Genomic DNA, 20,296 nt, shown 5'->3' on the forward strand with positions numbered 1-20,296 from the left:
ATGAAAAAGAAAGCTCTTCTGAAAGATACTCTGCGCGAAATTCGCAAATCCTTCGGACGCTTCTTTTCCATCTTTGCCATCGTCGGCATCGGTGTTGCTTTCTTTGCCGGGGTACGTGATAGTGTGCCGGTAATGAAAAATACTGCGGATACCTATTTCGATGACTATAATTTCATGGATTTGAAGATTATGTCCACCATCGGTATGACAAAGGAGGATGTATCCGCAATAAAGGCTGTGGATGGTGTAGCGGGTGTCTATGGCAGCTACAGCATGGATGTGCTGAATACGCATAATAACCAGCAGCGTGTATACAAGCTGTTATCCTATCCCATGCACGCAAAAGCATCTGATAAGAATTATATCAATCAAATGCGTCTGATCAAGGGGCGGCTTCCGCAGCATGAGGATGAATGTGTAATTGAGTATACGAATATCAAGGGGACAGATTCCAGAATCGGTGAAACCATCAGCTTTACGAGCGGAACGGATGAAAAGCTCAGTAAAAGCCTGAAACGCACCACCTATAAAATCGTCGGTGAAGTAACTATGCCGTATTATCTTTCCTATGAGAAGGGAAGCTCCTCCATTGGCAGCGGCAGTATTGATAATTATGCGGTTATTCCGGATACAAATTTTAAATCCTCATATTTTACAGAGGTTTATGTCACAATCGATAATGCCAAAAAAACGAATTCCTATGCGGATGCATATTTTGATATCATTGACCCCAAAAAGACAGCCATCACATCCTTAGGGGAGGAACGGGCACAGGCACGCTTTGATGATATTAGGAAGGAAGCACTCGCCAAGGTGGAGGCAGGTCGTAAGGAATATGAAAAGAATAAGACGAAATATGAAACAGAAATAAAAAATGCCAAACAAAAGCTGGAAAATGCAAGAGATGAGCTGTTGGTTGGACAGGCAACATTAAACGCTGAAAAAAGCAGTGCACAGCGAACGATACAGGAAAAGGAAGCAGAGCTGCAGCAAAGTGAGCAGACCCTGGTGCAGTTGAAAGCACAATACAACAGCGCAAAAAGCTATCTGGACACGCAGCAGAAAAAGCTGGAGGAAAATCTGCCGCAGCTGCAAAAGCAGATTGCTCAGGCAAAGGAACAGCTTTCTTCTCTGGATGCGGAAATTGCCAAGGTGGATGCACAGCTGCAGGAGCCGGGTCTTACAGAACTGGAGAAACAGCTGCTCCAGGAAAAGAAAACGACGTTGGAGGCATCCCGTCAGGTGGCAGAGCCTACCCTGCATATGCTGGAAACACAGATTTCAACCATGCAGGAAATGGTGAATATGGGACAAACACAGCTGACTGCATTGGAAGCACAAATCAATACAGCCCAGCAGCAGATTGAAACAGGGAAGCAGCAGCTTGCATCTGCCAGAGTTACAGCGGAAAAAGAAAGTGAAGCAGCTCAGAGTAAGATTACCAGCGGACAAAAGGAGATTGCTGTTGGGAAGCTGGAGCTGGAAAAGCAGGAAAAGGATGGCGCGGCCAAGCTGCAGGAGGCAAAGGAAAAGCTGGATCGTGCAGAAGAAGATATCAAGAGTATGGAAACACCAAAATGGTATGTGCTGGATCGCCACTCGCATTATTCCTATATGGATTATGGAAGTGCCGCAGACCGTATGGGCGCGATTGCGAAGGTGTTCCCGTTGTTTTTCTTCTTGGTTGCGGCGCTGGTATGTCTGACTACCATGACGCGGATGGTGGATGAGGAGCGTCAGGAAATCGGTACGCTGAAGGCACTTGGCTATTCCAAGCCAGATATTGCGATGAAGTTTGTGGCCTATGCGGCTATTGCCAGTATCATTGGCGGAGGCTTTGGTGCTGTCATCGGTATGATTGTATTTCCAACGGTGATATTCAATGCATGGGGGATTATGTATACGCTGCCAAGTGTTCAGCTGCAGCCGGATATAGGGCTTGCATCTCTTGCGATTGGTCTGGCTTCTCTGATTACCGTGGCGGCAGCTATTGCGGCATGCTATAAGGAGCTCGTGGAAACACCGGCCCTGCTGATGCGTCCGAAGGCTCCGAAAAACGGAAAGAAAATTTTACTGGAGCGAATACCATTTATATGGAAACGATTTAACTTCATACACAAGGTAACAGCTCGGAATATCTTCCGTTATAAAAAGCGCTTCTTTATGACGGTAATTGGAATCAGCGGCTGCAGTGCTTTGCTTGTTGCCGGGTTCGGTATCCAGGATTCTATTGGTGAAATCGCCACGAAGCAGTATGGCGATATCTTTAAATTCGATGTGACCATGTCATATAAAAGTGAGGATACACTGAGTCAGAAGGAGGATGACCTCAAGGAGCTGCAAAAGGATTCCCGTGTGAAATCAGCTACATCCATGGCTGTATATCACGGCTTCTATGCGGATGAGGGCGAGGATAAGGGAATTGATTTGTATGTGCCGCAGGATATCGAAGCATTCAGCACCTATGTATCCCTGCGTGAACGAGGCGCCGGTGATACGATTACCTTAAACAATGATGGTGCGATTATCACAGAGAAAATCGCAAAGGATAAAAATCTGAAGGTGGGCGATACGTTCGCTGTGGATAATGGTGACGGCGTGAAAAAGAATGTGAAGATTGCTGCTATCACAGAAAATTATGTAGGACATATTTTGTATATGACACCGTCTTATTATAAGAGTGTATATCACAAAACCCCGCAAAGTACCGGTATGTTTGCAATCTTAAAGGATAGTACGGAAAAGAGTGAACAGGCACTTGGCAATGCCTTTATGAAAAAGGATACCATTGATTCTGTATCCTTCTATTCGGGAATTGCAGCATCATTCCAGGATACGATATCATCGCTTTCCTTTATCGTTGTGGTTTTGATTATCTCGGCGGGCTTGCTTGCATTTGTTGTTCTTTATAATCTGACAAACGTGAATATCTCTGAGCGGCTTCGGGAAATTGCGACCATCAAGGTACTGGGCTTTTATGACAAAGAGGTGAGCGCTTATGTATATAGGGAAAACATATTTCTCACACTGATAGGGGCACTTGCCGGACTGCTGCTGGGAATTGGTTTGCATTCCCTGATTATGTCGCTGGCAGAACTGGATACGGTGATGTTTGGACGGAATATTGAAAAGCTGTCCTTCCTGTATTCTGTAGCGATTACAATGGTATTTGCCATTATTGTGAATCTTGTGATGTATCGCAAGCTGAAAAAAATACCGATGGTGGAATCTTTGAAATCGGTAGAATAGGACATATCATAAATTTAAAAAACATGGGACAAGGGTATGAAATGAATCCAAAACTTGGATAACCAAGCAAAAGAGGTTCACTTCCGTTACTGTTCCATGTTTTGTTATGGAACTATGGTGATAAAGGCGTGCTTTGCATCTATTACCGCATAAATAAACCTGTAAGGCGCTTGCATATAGAAAAGAATGCCTACGTGTAAAATTGCTTTATCTGAAAAAGGAAGGCTTCAGAGATGTATGGTTTTATCTCGACATTCGGGTATATGTGAATTGTGAATTTATATACAAGGTTTATCAATCCTTTTGTATTTCATATCTCGTCGCGTGCCTGAAAGTGAGAAAGAAACACATTCGATTCCTTCCTCTTTTACATTTTTTATGTCTTATATGCTATACCTGTATTCTGAAGTGATAAGCGTCTGTATAAAGTAACCTCTTTTCTATGCATGCAGTCGATATTTCCTCTGATGATATGCTTCAGTAGATATCTCAATGTGAATAGCCTTTATTTCTGTATCAGCAACGATTACAGAGCTTGCCATTGCCGGCTTCTTTTTCATACGTGTAAAACAGAATGACACTGTTTTTATTTTATCTCATGCTTCTAAAGTCATGGATATTTTACCTCTCTTATAGTAAAATAAAAGGACGAATGTTTTTGGAGGTGGGCTGACATGTCCTTATTTGAAAAAATGGATCCCTCCTTCTTTACCATACTGGTATCGAAGAACCGGGATATTTATGTTGATCTGCTTCTGCAGATTCATACGTGTATTTACCGTAATCAGACCATGAGCATGGAGCGCGCCCTGCTTCAGGATTTACTGGAGGATTATGTACAGGATCGAAAATATGAAATCGACTTCCGGGAGGAAGCAGAATACAGTGATATAGAAAAAGAGCTTCGTCAGGAAAAGGATGTGTATGGACGCGATATACAGTTTCTATTGCGGCTGTTTGAAAAGCATACGTGGATTCATGTTGATCTGCATATGGACACAATGAAAAAAATGGTATCCCTGCCATATCATAGCCGTGTGTTTATTTCCTTTGTGAATGATATTATCAAGGAACGAGAACAGATTGGTTATCTGATTCGTATTCATGCTTCCCTGAAGGATATGGAAGACCCTGTGAAAATAGAGGATAGCTACCAGCATATCCGTAATGCCTATGCGGATTTCAAGGAGCTGATTCTGACACTGGAACAGACGAATGCAAGAATACGGGACTATTATGCAATTCAGGTGAAAAAGGCATCCACCAGAATTTATCATGATTTTTTTGATGTATACTATGGGGATATTGTAGAGGGTTATGTGTTTCCCACACTTGTCGAGGATAGCCTGAAGCGATTCAAGAATCCTGTCGCAACCATATTGGAAGCCCTGCTACAGGAAGAAGCTCTGAAAGAGAAAATCGTTGACAGTGCTGTTAGTCATTACCGTGTATCCAGTCGGGATACAGCCAGAAAGCATATAGAGGATATGCTGTATTCCATGTATAACGATCTCTACATTGTGGAAACCCTGACAACACAGCTGGTAGACAGCGATGCAGGCTACCGTCGTCTCGCAAAACAGAAAATCATGTATCTGTGCAATAGTGATCAGGGATTAAAGGGAAAGCTTGTGGAGCTGCTGCATCATATGAAAGAAGAACCGCAGAAAATGTGTGATCTCGTTAGTGAAACAATCAATGCTCAGCAGACGCGTTATATGGAACGTGATGAGGTGTATACCTTTCATCGGCGCACGCGCAGGGATGAGCGCGAGGTCATGACCTTTGCCTTTGAGGAGGGGACGCAGAATCAGGAGGAGCTTGAAAAACGCATTGGCTTTGACCGCTATTCCCGTTTTACCAGAGAAAGCATCTCCGCCTATTATGCGGAAAAGCTGAAGGGAGAAGCTTACGGTAAGCTGAAGGATATCGGTGTCAGAGATATGGATGACTATATCCGCTCCATTCTGGTCTATGTGTATGGACGTGATCGGAAGATGGATGTACATGCGACGCTGCTGCCCAATCATGAGGAGGGCATTACAGAGGGGAATTTTCAATATCCCAATCTGTTGATTAAAAGGAAGGAAACAAAATGAAAGTAGAACAACTGGATTTGAAGGATCGGGAGGAATTTGCCCGGATCGTGAATATACTTCTCGCAGAAAATTGTATCTATCAGTATGCGAAAATCAAGCAGTTTGAAAAGAAGGAGCGAAATGCAGATTATGTATTTATCAATGATCACTGGGACTGCTTTGAAGAATATCTGCGCTTTGCGGGATGGCTGCTATATAAGGAACGATCTTCCTATATGGGAATGATTTATCTTGTCAATGAACGTGAGGACTGCGCTTGCCGTTACCGTTTGACAAAGCTGGAAACACAGCTGCTGCTCATACTTCGCAATTATTATGAAGAGAAAATGCTGGAGCTGGATGCATCATTGACGATTCGTATTTCAGTCAATGAGCTGTTGCGGCTTTTGGTGGATGTATTTGCCATGGTAAATGCCAGACCGCCTATGCAGCAGGTGCATGCGGCATTGCAATCTTTGCAGAGACTGAATATTATTCAGAAATATGCACAGGGAGAGGAAGACCTGATCTGGGTGTTACCTTATATCACCTGTGTTCTGACACCAAAGCGGGTGGAGGAAATACTGATGAAGATACGAAATGAGGAAGGAGAGGAAGACGATGAAGCTGAAGCGGATGCTGCTGATCAACTGGCTGTATTACGAGAAAACGATTCTGAGCTTTGAGGATATCGTCTTTCTGAGCGGGAAAACCGGAGAGGGGAAGTCTGCCTTAATTGACGCCATGCAGCTGGTAATACTGGGGCGTACGGATAATTCCATTTTCAATAAGTCAGCAAATGATAAAACCACCAGGGATCTGATGGGTTATTTAAAAGGAAAATATAAAGATGGTACCTTTAAACGCGATAAAGGAATGTTCAGCTCGCATTTGTGTATGGAATTTGAGGATGAAAAGCAGAATGTATATTGCTTTGGTATCGTGTTTGATGTTAGCGGGCCAACGCGAGGAGAGCTGGAGCACCGCTATTACATGATGAATCAGCCGATTCCCGAGCATTGCTTTATGGATGGGGGAACCGTGTTTGATATCCGGCGTATGAGAAAGCTGCTGGACAGCTTTCAGGATCGCAGCTGCCGTATGTTTACGACACATCTGGATTATAAAAACTATTTCCGTCAGCGGATGCTGATAAAGGATCAGCGTTTCTTTGATGTATTCAAGATGGCAGTAGCCTATACTCCGATGATGAATATCTCGGAATTTATTGTAAAGAATGTCTGTCAGGAGGAGGAAGACCTGAACCTGGAGGAAATGCAGGAGGAAATTAAGGATTACCGGCAGATGAAGGAACAACTGGAAACCGTTCGGCAAAAAAAGGAACAGCTATCCCTAATTCATGAGCAGTATACGGATATTTGCAGGGAACAGGAGCGTTTGGATACGCTGCGTATCGAGCAGGAGGCTGCAAAATATCACGGTATGGTTTTGGAGCATAAGGAAGCAGCTGCACAGTATGAAGCCTATACCAGGGGATATCAGAAGCTGATGCAGCAATCAAAGGAAACCGAGGAGCAGCGAAAGCTTGTTGAGAAGGATATGGAAGAACTGCGGGATGCCCGTAAGGATAATGAAGCAGATATTCTGGAGCAAAAGATACAGCATTATGTGGAGCAGCAAAATCTTTTGAAAACGGATACGGCGGCTGTTCAGCAGCAGCTGATACGGAAGGGGGAAGTTCTGGAAGAACAGCTGGAGCAGCTGGAGGAAATCGAAGATTATGAGGCATTACAGCTGGAAGCCTTTGATTTATCCGCCAAGAAGCTGGCCGTAAGAAAATCCATCCATGCGGCACAGCAGCTGTCAGCTTTTGATCTGGAAGCCTATCTTGAGCTGCAAACACAAATGCAGGAAATTGAGGAGCAGATAGCCTCTGTTCGCGGAAGTCTGCACAATACGCTGCAGGAAAAGAGGGAGGAGCTTGCCGCACTTCGCGCAAGTCGGCAGGAGCTGGAGGCAGGAAGAAAGACCTATCCCCAAAAGCTTCTTCTATTAAAGCAGGAGTTAACAAAGCGGCTGGCACAGCAGGTTGGCAGACCTGTGGAGGTATGCATACTTGCGGATTTGTTCCGTATTGAGGATGAAAGCTGGAGAAATGCAATTGAAGGCTATATCCATAACCAGAAGCTGAATCTGGTGGTGGAAGCAGAGTATTTTATGGATGCCTACCGTATTTATCGTGCGATCAAAGAAGAAAAAAACATACATACCTATTCCATTGTGGATATCGCCAAAGCAAAGCCAGGAAAACGCCCGGATGCGAAAACGCTGTATGACTGTGTTCATGTTGAGCGAAAGGATGTAGCGCCCTATGTGGAGTATCTGCTGGGCAGGGTTGTCTGCTGTGAGGAAGAAGACACATTGCGAAGCTATCCGGTAAGCATTACCAGTGATTGTATGCTGTACAGCGGATATGCGGTATCCCATATGAATCCGGCATTGTATCAGGTACCATTCATCGGCTCGGATTCCATTGAAAAGCAGCTGCAGGAAACGATACTGCAGATTCAGAAAAGTGCAGCGTCATGCAAAAAGCTGGAAGCAATCACACAGATATTACAGGCCGTGCACCTGCAGCAGATCATCAGTGATGACTTCATCCGTCAGTTAAAGGACGGCTTACACAAGGCAAAGGATGTGGAAGCACTGGAGCACAAAATTAAAGAGCTGCGTGCTGCGCAGACACCGGAATCCTTGCAGGAGCTGCTGGTGCTGGATCAAAAGATTGAGGAAGCAAAGAAAAAGAAGAATGAGCTTTACATGCTGCAGGTGGAGCAGGGAAGCCGCCGCCACAGGCTGGAGGACGACATGAAGCTATGCAATTCCCGCATACAGGAGCTACAGCAGCGTCTTCAGGAAGCAAAGAAACCGGAAAATGGCATACCGAATTCGATTGCGGCCGTCACGGCAGTGGATGCCATACGCAGAAAGCAGAAGCAGCTGGAGGAAGCACTGCGTGAGTTGAATAATCATATGGAACTGTCCAAGGTGGAACTGATTACGAAAAAAACACATTACAACGATACCTTCCGCATTGCGTTGAATCCAAATTTTATGTGCGATGATTATGAGCGGGAGTATGAAAAGCATTCTGAAAATGTAGTAGAGGCATATATTGATAAATGTGCGCTTGCTGAGCAGAAGGCCTATGAATGCTTTCAGAATAACTTCTTCAGTGCCATTAACAGTAAGATTGAAAATGTACGGACACAGATTGACCGCCTGAACCGTTCCATCAGAAAGCATAAATTCGGACGCTCCAGCTATGAGTTCGTATGTACCTGTAATGAGGATTACCGGGAGTATTACAATCTGATTACCAATAAGGAGCTAAACGGTCACAATCTGTTAAATACAAAGGTATATGAGGAAAATGAAGAGCTCATTCATGAATTGTTTGATAAAATTTCCTCTCTTTCTTCCATGGAGGATCCGAAGAAATATCAGGAGCTGCAAAAAGAGGTACAGATGCTTTCACGCTTCACCACATATCTGAAGTTTGATATTCTGGATAATGGAAATTCGCTGCGTGCAACGATTGGCTCCAGCTCCGGCGGAGAAACACAGACTCCGTTTTATGTCGCTGTGCTTGTTTCTTTATTCAGTGTATATGATGCAGGAAATGACGGATTGCAGCTGGCAATTTTCGATGAGGCCTTTGACAAGATGGATAATGAGCGTATAGAGGAGTGCATCTATCTGTTGAAATCACTTGGCTTTCAGGCAATCATCGTAACGCCTACAGATAAGATATCCAATCTGAGCAAGGTTGCGGATGCGACACTGATTGCGACTACGGATGAGAAAAACGGACAGCGTGTTTCCTCGGTTCAAAGATGGAGTCAGAAGGAAACCATAGCTGCCTAAGGGCTTATGAGAGAACTACAGAATATGCTTATTTTTGCAGTATGTATGCAAATCCCTTAGCCGTTAATAGCTTGGGGTATGATTTTTGCTATTTTGCTATATATAAACGATTTTCTTATCTATGACAAGGTTACGATAGGACATGATAATTGCTGAAAGGTCTTCTGTATCTGCCGTTTTCCTATTTTGCTTAGACAGGGAATCTAGCGGATATATTGCCTCTGATATAGCATAGCTCCAATCTTACTGTATTCAGTTGACAGACAGTATCATAAACTATCCACCAAGATGGAGGAATGAACTTTCCTCTTTTCTTTTTGTCCATTATCCTATACAATGGAAGCAGAAGGTACTTATGTATAGCGGTTAGATAGCGGATGTTGCGCGATAGCGAAAAATATTCGGTACTGGCGATTTCGGTATGAAAGCAAAAGAGCTCTGCTTCCTGTATATTTAAAAAGCAGTTTTAGCTGAACGGATATTTCACCGGTGCTACAGAGCCTTTGATTTCCATCAGCACTTTCCTTCAGAAAACAAATAACTGTTATCATATGAATATCATGAGTGCAATTCAAAAACATACAGGATTGTGCAGGTTTACATTAGTTTTATCAGTAACAGAGAATGAGTGTGTCTCATCAGGAGGTAACCATATGTATCATCAAGAATATGATAATGTCTGCTGTCCCAAATGCGGTAGTAGAAATCTGAGAATTATTGAAGAACGCAGTAATGAAAGCTATGATTTGCCAAGCGGCATTCTGGGGGCAATTTGTTTTGGCCCGATCGGTATGCTTTGCGGATTGTGCTGTGCTGATGGGGAACGGCGAAGAACCATCTGTATATGTAATGACTGCGGTGCCAGATTTAACCGATGAAGGCACAGCGAATTTGGCTTTTTTTGATGCATCTGTTTTCTCATTCCTGCCATCAAAAGGTGGAGCGCAGCTTTTTTGTGCATGGCTACCAGTGTCCGGTCTGTGCCAGATGCTGCGGGGTATACCTCGGTTATGCCATCGGTATTTTCATGTGGGTTTGTTCCATAACATTACCCTTGTACATTTATGGAGGCTTCCTGCTGCTAATGCTTGCGGACTGGGGCCTGCAGGCGGCAGAAATACGGCCATCGACAAATTGCAGGAGGTTGCTTACAGGGACGCTTTGTGGTATCGCATTCCTTGGTTTATTTCGTGCCTGTATCATGACGGTGCTTAAATAACAGCAGCCATTTGAATTCAAGGAAGCATCATCGTCTATAGGAAAAGGAGTACGGTTATGATAAATGAAAAAAATGATCTGCGTACAAAAAAACGTTCAGATTTTCGCCTGATGCTGGGAGGCTGGTATTATACATGGCGCAGATATATATCCTGGTATACCTCTGACAGAACGTTTGCCTTGAAATGTGAAAAGGAAACGTATCCCATTGTCTGTTTTTCCCATAAGAGTCTGCTGAAACGGAATCTTACAAAAGAGGAAGAAGTATATCAGGAAAATAAAGTAGTGAATCTGCGTCTGGCAGTGAAGCAGCTGGACAAGGTAATCATAAATCCTAAGGAGACATTGAGCTATTGGAAAATAATAGGGAAGCCGTCAGCGGCAAAAGGATATAAAAAGGGTATGATGCTGAAGGATGGTACGATTGTATACGGCATTGGCGGAGGCTTGTGTCAGTTGTCAAATCTATTGTTCTGGATCACGCTGCATACACCGCTGGAGATTGTCGAACGGCATCGCCACGGTTATGATGTGTTTCCGGACGCTAACCGGACACAGCCCTTTGGAAGCGGTGCTACCTGCTTTTATCCCTATGGCGATTTGATGATCTACAATCCGAGTGAGCAGCCCTTTCAGCTATGTCTGCATGTGGGAGAAACATATTTGCACGGAGAATGGAGAATGCTTAATCCGTTAAAGGTGCATTATGAAGTCATTGAGCGTAATCATGAAATACGCAGGGAATGGTGGGGTGGCTACAGCCGACATAACCAGCTCTATCGGCTCACACTGTCTGAGGAAGGAACGCTGCTGGAGGAAATTATGGTAGCTGAGAATCATGCCATGATGATGTATCAGCCGTTACTGGATAGTCAGTGATACGCAGCAGCTGTATTTGTATAATGCGTAGGGAAATCGTGGACACCTATGCTGAAATTACTGTTTTATGAGAGGAGGACGCTTCGTGCATAATTTTTTTAATAGATTGACATGTGATGGAAAAAATAGCGCTTTACCTTCGGAGGCTAATTACTTTGAAAAGCTGATTGGAAGCTGGAGCATTGAGTATATCGACTGTAAAACATTAAAGGTGCTGAAAGGGGAATGGCATTTCTCCTGGATTTTAGATGGAATGGCTATTCAAGATGTAATTCTATTACCTGGTTATGAATATGGAACTACGCTTCGTATCTATAATCCGGCTACCAATGCCTGGGATATCGCCTATGGCTATACGGGGAAAATAATGCGGTTTGAAGCCAACAAGGTTGATAATAAAATCGTCCTTACCAATACAGAGGATGAAAGAAGAAAATGGGTGTTTGTTGAAATTGCGGATCAAAGCTTTCACTGGCAGGATGTTATGGTACAGGATGATGGCAGCTGGCAGGTCAATTATGATTTGCATGCCCGTCGAATCTGATATACTTCAGTAAATTTCAGGCAGGCTGTGAGACAAGCCGGATGTGAAGACTGATTCAGCCAGAGCAGGAGGTAGATAAGGGATGGAATATGCATTCGCGGAGCGTATATACAGACAGGGAAATCGTTATTTTATCAGAATTCCTTTCAATGTATATGAGAAATGCAATAAAAAAGGAGTTATTCCTGTAAGGGTTATGCTGGAGGAAGCTATGTTTGAATGCAGGCTGATTCCAAAAGGGAGCGGCTTTTATGTGATTCCTGTTTCAAAGGCTGTCGCACATAGCATTACCTGTGACCGCGACATAAATGTTTCCTTTGAAATAATACCTGAGCTAACACGAATCAATCATGACAGTCCCTATACAATAGAAAATCCTATACGCAAAATTGACCATATAGAAAGGGTTACGTATTCCAAAACAGGATATTGTGGACAATGCTGTATCGCTATGCTTACAGGACTGCCTGTGGAAGAGGTCATAGCTTTTATGCAGGCAAAGGCATGGCAATGCTCCTTTTCCAAGGTGATAGAGGCATTGAATTATTTTGGTATTGCGCATGAGGATAAGCTTACATATACGAATAAAACGGCATTTGTATTACCAAAGTGCTGCATTGTTACAGTACGGGGGAAGGAAAGAAACCATTTTGCTTTATATTATAAGGGAACGTTTTATGACACGATGCAGATTGATTTTGAGGATATTATCGGCTATTTGAAAATCGAAGCTGTGTAATATCATGTTATCTGGTAAGATATATCTATATTCATAATCAGAAAAGAGGGTTCATATGGTTACGTATATGTATATAGGAATGCTTGAGAAAAGCTGGAGCTATCACAGACCAATAAAAAGGTAGTTATGGGGCATGTGAATCCCATAAGATGGCTAAACATTGATGAAATATTAGAAATCTGCGGTGTACGTTAAGGGAATCCAGGAATGGCAGGGATGTATACTCTGAAAACAAATAATTGCGAAGAAGCGAAAGTGCATTGTGAACAGGAACCACTAATTGTTGGCGGTTATGTCAAGTATAAATTGATACCCTTACAGATAGCGAATCGAGAGAATAAGTATCTTCTGGGATGATTCGTGCAGGATTAAGCGTGAGGAAGCATGTTGATTTTGTACAAAGTTATTATCATAAAAGCACCTATACGAACATGGAGATTGAAAGATTAAGGGATTTAAAAGCTATTGGATATAGGTCAATGGGTGTTAAAATCTCTTTTTTGTTATACGCAAAAGTGAGTGAGAGCCTTATGACGATTATTTTTTTTAATTACTTTGCAGTATTTATGCCTGTATACCATATAGTAATCTGAAATCCTTTCATGGCAGAAAAGGAATGGTATCAGTATCCTAATGACAAGGAAACGGATGCTTAACGAATGGAACGTGAAACGGAAATGCTTTAGTATTACAATTATGAAAGGTGAATGTAAGGGACATCCATGGCACAGAGCTGATGATTTTTTTATAATTTCATTAGAGATGAGGTGCTGGTATGAAATTTTCAAAACTTGCTTTTCGCAATGTGAAGAAAAGCTATAAGGATTACTTTGTTTATTTTATGACTCTGATGTTTTCTGTATGTTTGTTTTATACGTTTAATTCGTTTTCTGCACAGGAACAGATTTTAAATCTGAATGCGTCACAATCGACGGTGCTGCAGACAGTGGGGCAATTTATGAATGTATTGTCTGTGTTTGTAGCTATTGTTCTGGCTTTTCTGATTTTATATGCCAATAACTTTTTAATTCGCAGAAGGAAGCAGGAATTTGGTGTATATATGCTGTTGGGGATGCCAAAGCGGGATATATCGAAAATTCTGGTTTATGAAACAATGGCAGTCGGTGTGCTTTCTCTGCTGAGCGGGCTTTTGTTGGGGATTCTCTGCTCCTGGCTGCTGGGACTTTTCAGTGCCGGTATGCTGCAGGTTGCTGTAAGCTTTCACTTTATTTTTTCGTTATCGAGTGCAGTATCCACAATCGTGTCATTCACCGTGATCTTCATAGTTATTATGCTGCTGAATACCAGAGTCATTGCAAAGGTAAAGCTGATTGATCTCCTCCAGGCAAAGAAAAAGATGGAAACAACAAGAATGCGCAGCTCGTGGATTTCAGTTCTTGTTCTTCTGCTTTCTCTTATACTCCTTGGTACTGCTTACTACATGGCGACCGCTTCATTACAGATGTTTGCTGTTATGCTGCTTCCGATATTGTTGATCGGAGGGATTGGGACAATATTGTTTTTTGTGTCCTTATCCGGCTTTCTTATTCAATTTATCCGTCTTAGTAAACGAACCTATTACCGTGATTTGCACATGGTCGTACTGCGGCAAATCAATGCAAAGATCAGCTCTGCGAGTACAGCGATGGGGATTGTGTGTCTGATGCTTCTGCTGGCTATCGGTGCTCTCTCCTGCGGCTTCTCCCTGCATCATACACTGCTGGAAAGTGTAGAACAGACAACACCGTATATGTATACATACATGCAGGATGAGGTAATCAGTGAACAGGATATGATGCGGCTTCTCATGGTTAACAATAGCAAAGAATGGAATCAGGTAAATGTATATGGTGATAAGACTACATTGAAATCGGTTCTTCCTCTCATGCAGGGGGCAGATAAGGATACACTGTATCAGGATGCAGCTTTGGATTATGTATCCTTGAGCGATTATAATAAAGCTATGGCAGCACAGGGAAAGAAACGTGTTTCCTTAGCAGAGGATGAAGCATTTTTCATAAGTGGAAGAAAGGATATTCTGGATGCTTTTACAGCATCCTCTCAACAGCATAAAGCAGTAACCGTTTTTGATGATAAGCTGACGCTCACGGATAAGAAAAACGAAGTGAGTATGCTGAGTACAGGGTATATGCCGGATATCATGCTGGCGGTTGTTGTTCCGGACGCAGTACTACAGGGACAAAGGCCCGTCCGTACCTACTGGAATATCAATCTTTCTCAGGAAAAACAAATAAGCAGGTACAATGAGACCGTGAAGCAGAATCTTGAAGAGTATGCAAGGCAGTCTGCGATTGCGGGATATCATTATTCCGGAGTTACCCGTGATGAGGTGAAGGAAAGCTCTCTTGGCTCCGGAATGCTGTTTATATATATCGGATTATATCTGGGAATTGTATTTTTGGTATCCAGTGCGGCAGTTCTTGCTTTACAGCAGCTGAGTAATGCGGATGACAATAAGACTACCTATGATATTCTGCGTAAAATAGGTACACCGCAGCGAATGATTAACCGTTCCATATGCGGACAGATTGCCATATATTTTATGCTTCCGTTAAGTCTTGCTGTTGTTCATGCGATGGTGGGAGTTCCCGTGGTATCCAATGCATTCTCCTTCTTGTTTGGACTTCAGGATATGTGGAAAACCAATCTGATGACAGGGGGAATTGTTCTGCTGATCTACGGCTCTTATTTTGTGATTACATATTACGGATATCGTGCGGCTGTACAAAATCCCGCTGGTAAGCAGAGTAAACCTCAGAAATAAAGGACAGAGAAGCGCAGGTTATATGTATAAAAAGGGCGTGGAGGGCATTTGAAAAAAAGGTGAAAAGAAGAGTGGATATCTAATCAATTTGCTGTCATGCATACATGCATGCTCACAGACCGTTTATTTACATCATATACATGGAATGCTGATAATTTCTGTTTTTATATAAATATCCGCTGATTTATTTCTATTACAATGTATACGTAAGAGCGAATATACAAACTGTATGATATGAATCATTTTATAACAACTTGTATTTTACCAGGATGCTGTTGCTGTAGACAAGATTGAAGTGAACCCAATTATTTGGACAACCAAATGAAAGGGGTTCATTTCAGATTGCAGAAAAAGAGCATCCTTTTTTTTGTGCCTTATTCACATGCTTTTTGATAATCGAAGGGAAGATAAGCCTGTTTGTCAACTACTCTGAAATATATTGGGGTATATAGGAACAAAAGCGCTGAGGTCAGCATGAAAAACATATAGTGAAAAGAGCATATTCTGAATGTAAAGCCTTATATAAAAAGAGCAGCTCTGATGAAAAGTCGTATATAAAGGATATCAGCTAGACTTACAATAATATGCAAATAGGGTGAATACAAAAGAGCTGTTGGTTTTGTTAACATACCTACAAATGAAATGAGGGTGATAATGTCAATGAAAGCAGCTTGTATGACAATAGCGTAAAGGAGGAGCTTTTCTTGCGCATTATTTTGGTATGTGCATATAAATCATCATGGTTATTGGACTATGCACAGCGTATACCTGTTGATAGGGGCTAAAGAGCAGAGACTGGCATTGACAGAATTGCATGGAAGCAGTATATTTAGTATGCTAATAATTAGGTTGCTAATAATGGAGGTGGCAGTATGAAAACAGCATTTCACTTTATGATGTTTAAAACATTTCATGCACAGAGAAACCGGATTCGCCAGAATATGCAGGAATTTGGTTTATCTCCTGGTCAGCCAAAGGTCTTACGGTATGTGGCAGCAAACAAGAATTGTATGCTGAAGGATATCGCGGCAGCCTGTGATGTGGAATGTGCGACAGTGTCCCGTATACTTAATAATCTGGAGGAGCAAAAAATGCTGAAGCGCCATGTTGTGGAGACCAATAAGCGCGCGCTTTCCATGCAGATTCTTCCTAAGGGAGAACAGGCGCTGACGGCCTGGGAAACACATTGCCATCAGGTCGAGGAGGAGTCTCTGCAGGGCTTCAGCGAAGAAGAAAAAGAGCAGTTCCGGGAATATCTGGGAAGAATGTATCATAATCTGACTGGTAAAACACTGGAATAAAATAGCAAGGAGGAAAAACAGATGTTAAAACGAATGTGGCCCTATATGAGCCGATATAAAAAATATCTGGCAATCAGTTGTCTTTGTGTTGTTGCGGAGACTGTCTTTGAGCTGATTATACCGATTATTATGGCGGATATCATCGATGTCGGCGTGGCAAATGCAGATAAAAATTACATTCTGATCAAGGGAGCGCAGATGATTATCTGTGCCCTGCTTGCGCTGGTATTGGGAATCTTATATGCGCGTTATGCCGCAACTGCAGGACAGGGCTTTGGTGCAGAGCTGCGCAAGGATGAATTTGCGAAGGTGCAGAGCTTTTCCTTTGCGAATACGGATCACTTTTCCACATCCTCACTGATTACCAGACTGACAAGTGATGTGACCATATTGCAGACAGCAATCAGCAATGGCGTCCGCCCAATTGTCCGCTCACCTGTAATGCTGCTTACTGCACTTTTTCTGACCTTTACCATCAATGCTCAGCTCGCCATCGTATTTCTGATAGCTATTCCGATTCTGGGCATCTCTTTGTTTATCATTGTGCATAAAGTCGGCCCGCTGTATCGTTTAATGCAGGCATCCATTGATAAGGTGAATACCATTGTACAGGAAAATCTGAATGCTATCCGGGTTGTGAAATCGTATGTGCGCGGCAGCTATGAGGAGGAGAAGTTTGAGAAGGTCAATAACAGTCTGCGTTCAGCAAGTGAGCATGCATTTCGCACCTCTGTATGGAATTTACCTCTGTTCCAGCTGGTTATGTATACGACAGTTGTATGTATTATCTGGTTTGGCGGTAACATGATTTTTGCAGGAACGATGAAGGTTGGGGAGCTGACCGGATTTTTAAGCTATGTATTACAGATTTTAAACTCCCTGATGATGATCAGTAACGTATTTCTGATGCTGACAAGATCGATTGCCAGTGGGGAGCGTATCCTTGAGGTTTTGGATGAGGAAGTGGATATTCGTGATCTTCCCCAGGCAGCTGCGGCAGTACAGGGTGGAGAAATAGATTTTGACCATGTGTATTTTAAATATAAGGAGGATGCCGAGGAATATGTATTAAGTGATATCACACTGCATATAGACAGGGGGAGTACGGTTGGCATCCTGGGAGGAACTGGCTCTGCAAAGACAACCCTGGTTCAGCTGATACCAAGACTCTATGATGTCAGTGATGGAGAAATCAGGATTGATGGGCGAAGTGTAAAGGAATACCCCGTAGAACATCTGCGCGATGCTGTAGGCATGGTACTTCAGAAAAACACACTGTTTAGTGGAACGATTCGTGATAATTTGTTGTGGGGAGATGAAAATGCGAGCGATGAGGATATTGCGTGGGCATGTCATATTGCCTGCGTAGACGAGTTTATTAAAAGCTTTCCAAAGGGGTATGATACAGATCTTGGACAGGGTGGTGTCAATGTTTCCGGTGGGCAAAAGCAGCGGCTGTGTATTGCCAGAGCATTGCTGAAGCGACCAAAGGTTTTAATTTTTGATGATTCCACAAGTGCGGTGGATACGGCGACGGAGGCCAGTATCCGGGAAGGTCTTGCTTCCTTAAAGGATACGACGAAAATCATTATTGCACAGCGTGTTACCTCTGTTCAGCATGCTGATCAAATCATTATTCTGGATGATGGAAGAATTCATGCGATTGGTACCCATGAGAGTCTGCTGGAACAGGATCCAATCTATCAGGATATTTATTACTCACAACAGGAAGGAGCTGGTCTATAATGGCAAGGCAGATCACAGGCAAAAAGCCGAAGAATATGAAAAAAACAATACGGACTTTTCTTCGTTATCTGGGTAATCATACATTTGCTCTGTTGTTTGTCGGTGTGCTGGTAATTGTTAGTGCAGGTGCAAATCTGTATGGAACCTATCTATTGAATCCTATCATAGATAACTATATACTTCCACATGATTATGACGGTCTGGCAGCAGCTATTTTGTTTATGGCACTCATGTATGCAGGTGGTGTAGTGTGTACAGCAATATATAAGCAGCTGATGACACATACAGCACAAAGCATTGTTAAAGAAATTCGGGAGGATCTGTTTTCCAAAATGCAGAAGCTGCCGCTTCGTTTCTTTGATTCGAATACGCATGGGGATGTCATGAGCCATTTTACAAATGATTTAGATACGGTACAGGATGCATTGAATAACTGCTTTGATAATCTGATTCAAAGCTTTGTAATGATAACAGGAACGTTGCTTGCTATTTTTATTCTGAATTGGAAGCTGTCACTGATTGTCATGGTCTTTATGGTGATCATGTATCTGATGATTCAGTATTTCAGTAAGAAGAGCAAATATTATTTTTCTCATCAGCAGGCTGCGATGGGAAAGCTGAACGGCTTTATTGAAGAAATGGTAGATGGTGTAAAGGTAGTTAAGGTATTCAATCATGAGAAACAGAACTACGAGGAGTTTGAGCGCCGAAATGAGCGACTGCGCGAGGCGAGCACGGAGGCGTTAACGTATTCGGGAAGAACTATTCCAACGGTTGTCAGTATTTCATATTTCAATTATGCGATCGTTGCATGTATCGGCGGCTTCTTTGCGATAGGTGGGGAAATCGGGCTGGGGGCTTTAGCCTCTTATCTTGTATATGTGCGGCAGACCGCTATGCCAATCAATCAGTTTACGCAGCAGCTGAATTTTATTTTGGCTGCCATGGCTGGTGCAGAGCGTATTTTCGATATGATGGAGGAATGTGAGGAAGTGGATGAGGGACATGTAACGCTGACGCGTATCCGTAAACATGAGGATGGTAGCCTTCATGAATGTCAGGAATATACCGGACACTGGGCTTGGCGGCATCCGCATGAGGATGGCAGTGTGGATCTGGTTGAGCTGTGTGGGGATGTGCGTTTTCATGATGTGATTTTTGGTTATGATCCAGGCGTTCCTGTTTTAAAGGGTATCAATTTGTATGCGAAGCCCGGTCAGAAAATCGCATTTGTAGGCAGTACCGGTGCCGGTAAAACAACGATTACCAATCTGATCAATCGCTTTTATGATATAGAAAGCGGCAGTATCACGTATGATGGTATTGATGTAAAGCTGATTCGTAAGGATGATTTACGCCGCTCTATTTCCATTGTATTGCAGGATACTCATTTATTTACCGGAACGATCGCAGATAATATACGTTATGGTAATCTGCATGCGGATATGGATGATGTAATTCAGGCTGCCAAGCTGGCGAACGCACATAGCTTTATCAAGCGGCTTCCAAAGGGGTATGATACCATGCTAAGTGGCGATGGAGCCAATCTTTCACAGGGACAGCGACAGCTGCTGGCCATTGCTCGGGCTGCTATTGCCAATCCTCCTGTATTGATTTTGGATGAGGCTACAAGCTCGATTGATACACGTACGGAAAAGCTGATTGAGAAGGGGATGGATCGTCTGATGGAAAACCGGACAGTCTTCGTTATAGCACACCGGCTATCTACTGTGCGTAATTCCAATGCGATTATGGTTCTGGATCATGGAGAAATCATTGAGCGTGGAAGTCATGATGAGCTGCTTGCAGATAAAGGAAGATATTATCAGCTTTATACGGGTCAGTTTGAATTGGATTAACGCAAAGGAA

The 20,296-nt window shown here is 42.9% G+C and carries 13 protein-coding genes; all 13 read left to right on the top strand.

The features are described from left to right. The 13 genes from GKZ87_03575 (at position 1) to GKZ87_03635 (ending at position 20,286) form a co-directional block, all read left to right on the top strand. Positions 1-3,249 carry an FtsX-like permease family protein gene (locus GKZ87_03575; protein ID QSI24651.1) on the top strand — a complete coding sequence of 1,083 codons (3,249 nt, stop codon included), beginning with the start codon at positions 1-3 and terminating at the stop codon, positions 3,247-3,249. A 674-nt stretch (positions 3,250-3,923) separates the two neighbouring features. Next, complete coding sequence (locus tag GKZ87_03580; protein QSI24652.1) at positions 3,924-5,348, top strand: hypothetical protein; 1,425 nt, start codon at positions 3,924-3,926, stop codon at positions 5,346-5,348. Continuing rightward, a complete protein-coding gene (locus GKZ87_03585) occupies positions 5,345-6,013 on the top strand; it encodes a DUF4194 domain-containing protein (GenBank protein ID QSI24653.1) in 669 nt (222 codons plus the stop codon). Before GKZ87_03580 ends, GKZ87_03585 begins: the two co-directional genes overlap by 4 nt. Beyond that, on the top strand, positions 5,964-9,215 hold the full coding sequence (locus tag GKZ87_03590) for a hypothetical protein (protein ID QSI27872.1): 3,252 nt from the start codon (positions 5,964-5,966) through the stop codon (positions 9,213-9,215). Before GKZ87_03585 ends, GKZ87_03590 begins: the two co-directional genes overlap by 50 nt. A 653-nt stretch (positions 9,216-9,868) precedes the next feature. After that, complete coding sequence (locus GKZ87_03595) at positions 9,869-10,093, top strand: hypothetical protein (GenBank protein QSI24654.1); 225 nt, start codon at positions 9,869-9,871, stop codon at positions 10,091-10,093. Next, positions 10,090-10,434 carry a DUF2085 domain-containing protein gene (locus GKZ87_03600; protein QSI24655.1) on the top strand — a complete coding sequence of 115 codons (345 nt, stop codon included), beginning with the start codon at positions 10,090-10,092 and terminating at the stop codon, positions 10,432-10,434. The genes GKZ87_03595 and GKZ87_03600 overlap by 4 nt, the downstream gene beginning before the upstream one ends. Before the next feature lie 56 nt (positions 10,435-10,490). After that, positions 10,491-11,312, top strand: coding sequence for a vancomycin resistance protein (locus GKZ87_03605; GenBank protein QSI24656.1), 822 nt, complete (start codon positions 10,491-10,493; stop codon positions 11,310-11,312). A gap of 67 nt (positions 11,313-11,379) precedes the next feature. Beyond that, the gene (locus tag GKZ87_03610) at positions 11,380-11,856 is read left to right on the top strand and encodes a hypothetical protein (GenBank protein QSI24657.1); all 477 of its coding nucleotides are present in this window, start codon (positions 11,380-11,382) and stop codon (positions 11,854-11,856) included. An 82-nt stretch (positions 11,857-11,938) separates the two neighbouring features. Then, a complete protein-coding gene (locus tag GKZ87_03615; GenBank protein ID QSI24658.1) occupies positions 11,939-12,595 on the top strand; it encodes a DUF1905 domain-containing protein in 657 nt (218 codons plus the stop codon). Between the two features lie 775 nt (positions 12,596-13,370). Further along, positions 13,371-15,380 carry an FtsX-like permease family protein gene (locus GKZ87_03620; protein QSI24659.1) on the top strand — a complete coding sequence of 670 codons (2,010 nt, stop codon included), beginning with the start codon at positions 13,371-13,373 and terminating at the stop codon, positions 15,378-15,380. A gap of 872 nt (positions 15,381-16,252) precedes the next feature. Then, entirely contained in the window at positions 16,253-16,681 is a 429-nt protein-coding gene (locus GKZ87_03625) for a MarR family transcriptional regulator (protein QSI24660.1), read from the top strand. 21 nt (positions 16,682-16,702) lie between these two features. After that, on the top strand, positions 16,703-18,427 hold the full coding sequence (locus GKZ87_03630; protein QSI24661.1) for an ATP-binding cassette domain-containing protein: 1,725 nt from the start codon (positions 16,703-16,705) through the stop codon (positions 18,425-18,427). Then, positions 18,427-20,286 carry an ATP-binding cassette domain-containing protein gene (locus tag GKZ87_03635; GenBank protein QSI24662.1) on the top strand — a complete coding sequence of 620 codons (1,860 nt, stop codon included), beginning with the start codon at positions 18,427-18,429 and terminating at the stop codon, positions 20,284-20,286. The genes GKZ87_03630 and GKZ87_03635 overlap by 1 nt, the downstream gene beginning before the upstream one ends. The last annotated feature ends 10 nt before the right edge of the window (positions 20,287-20,296 follow it).

The sequence above is a fragment of the Erysipelotrichaceae bacterium 66202529 genome (assembly GCA_017161075.1).
GTDB lineage: Bacteria > Bacillota_I > Bacilli_A > Erysipelotrichales > Erysipelotrichaceae > Clostridium_AQ.

Coding starts and splice junctions, on each gene's coding strand:
- GKZ87_03575 (QSI24651.1), top strand. CDS start 1: ATGAAAAAGAAAGCTCTTCTGAAAGATACTCTGCGCGAAATTCGCAAA.
- GKZ87_03580 (QSI24652.1), top strand. CDS start 3,924: ATGTCCTTATTTGAAAAAATGGATCCCTCCTTCTTTACCATACTGGTA.
- GKZ87_03585 (QSI24653.1), top strand. CDS start 5,345: ATGAAAGTAGAACAACTGGATTTGAAGGATCGGGAGGAATTTGCCCGG.
- GKZ87_03590 (QSI27872.1), top strand. CDS start 5,964: ATGCTGCTGATCAACTGGCTGTATTACGAGAAAACGATTCTGAGCTTT.
- GKZ87_03595 (QSI24654.1), top strand. CDS start 9,869: ATGTATCATCAAGAATATGATAATGTCTGCTGTCCCAAATGCGGTAGT.
- GKZ87_03600 (QSI24655.1), top strand. CDS start 10,090: ATGAAGGCACAGCGAATTTGGCTTTTTTTGATGCATCTGTTTTCTCAT.
- GKZ87_03605 (QSI24656.1), top strand. CDS start 10,491: ATGATAAATGAAAAAAATGATCTGCGTACAAAAAAACGTTCAGATTTT.
- GKZ87_03610 (QSI24657.1), top strand. CDS start 11,380: ATGAGAGGAGGACGCTTCGTGCATAATTTTTTTAATAGATTGACATGT.
- GKZ87_03615 (QSI24658.1), top strand. CDS start 11,939: ATGGAATATGCATTCGCGGAGCGTATATACAGACAGGGAAATCGTTAT.
- GKZ87_03620 (QSI24659.1), top strand. CDS start 13,371: ATGAAATTTTCAAAACTTGCTTTTCGCAATGTGAAGAAAAGCTATAAG.
- GKZ87_03625 (QSI24660.1), top strand. CDS start 16,253: ATGAAAACAGCATTTCACTTTATGATGTTTAAAACATTTCATGCACAG.
- GKZ87_03630 (QSI24661.1), top strand. CDS start 16,703: ATGTTAAAACGAATGTGGCCCTATATGAGCCGATATAAAAAATATCTG.
- GKZ87_03635 (QSI24662.1), top strand. CDS start 18,427: ATGGCAAGGCAGATCACAGGCAAAAAGCCGAAGAATATGAAAAAAACA.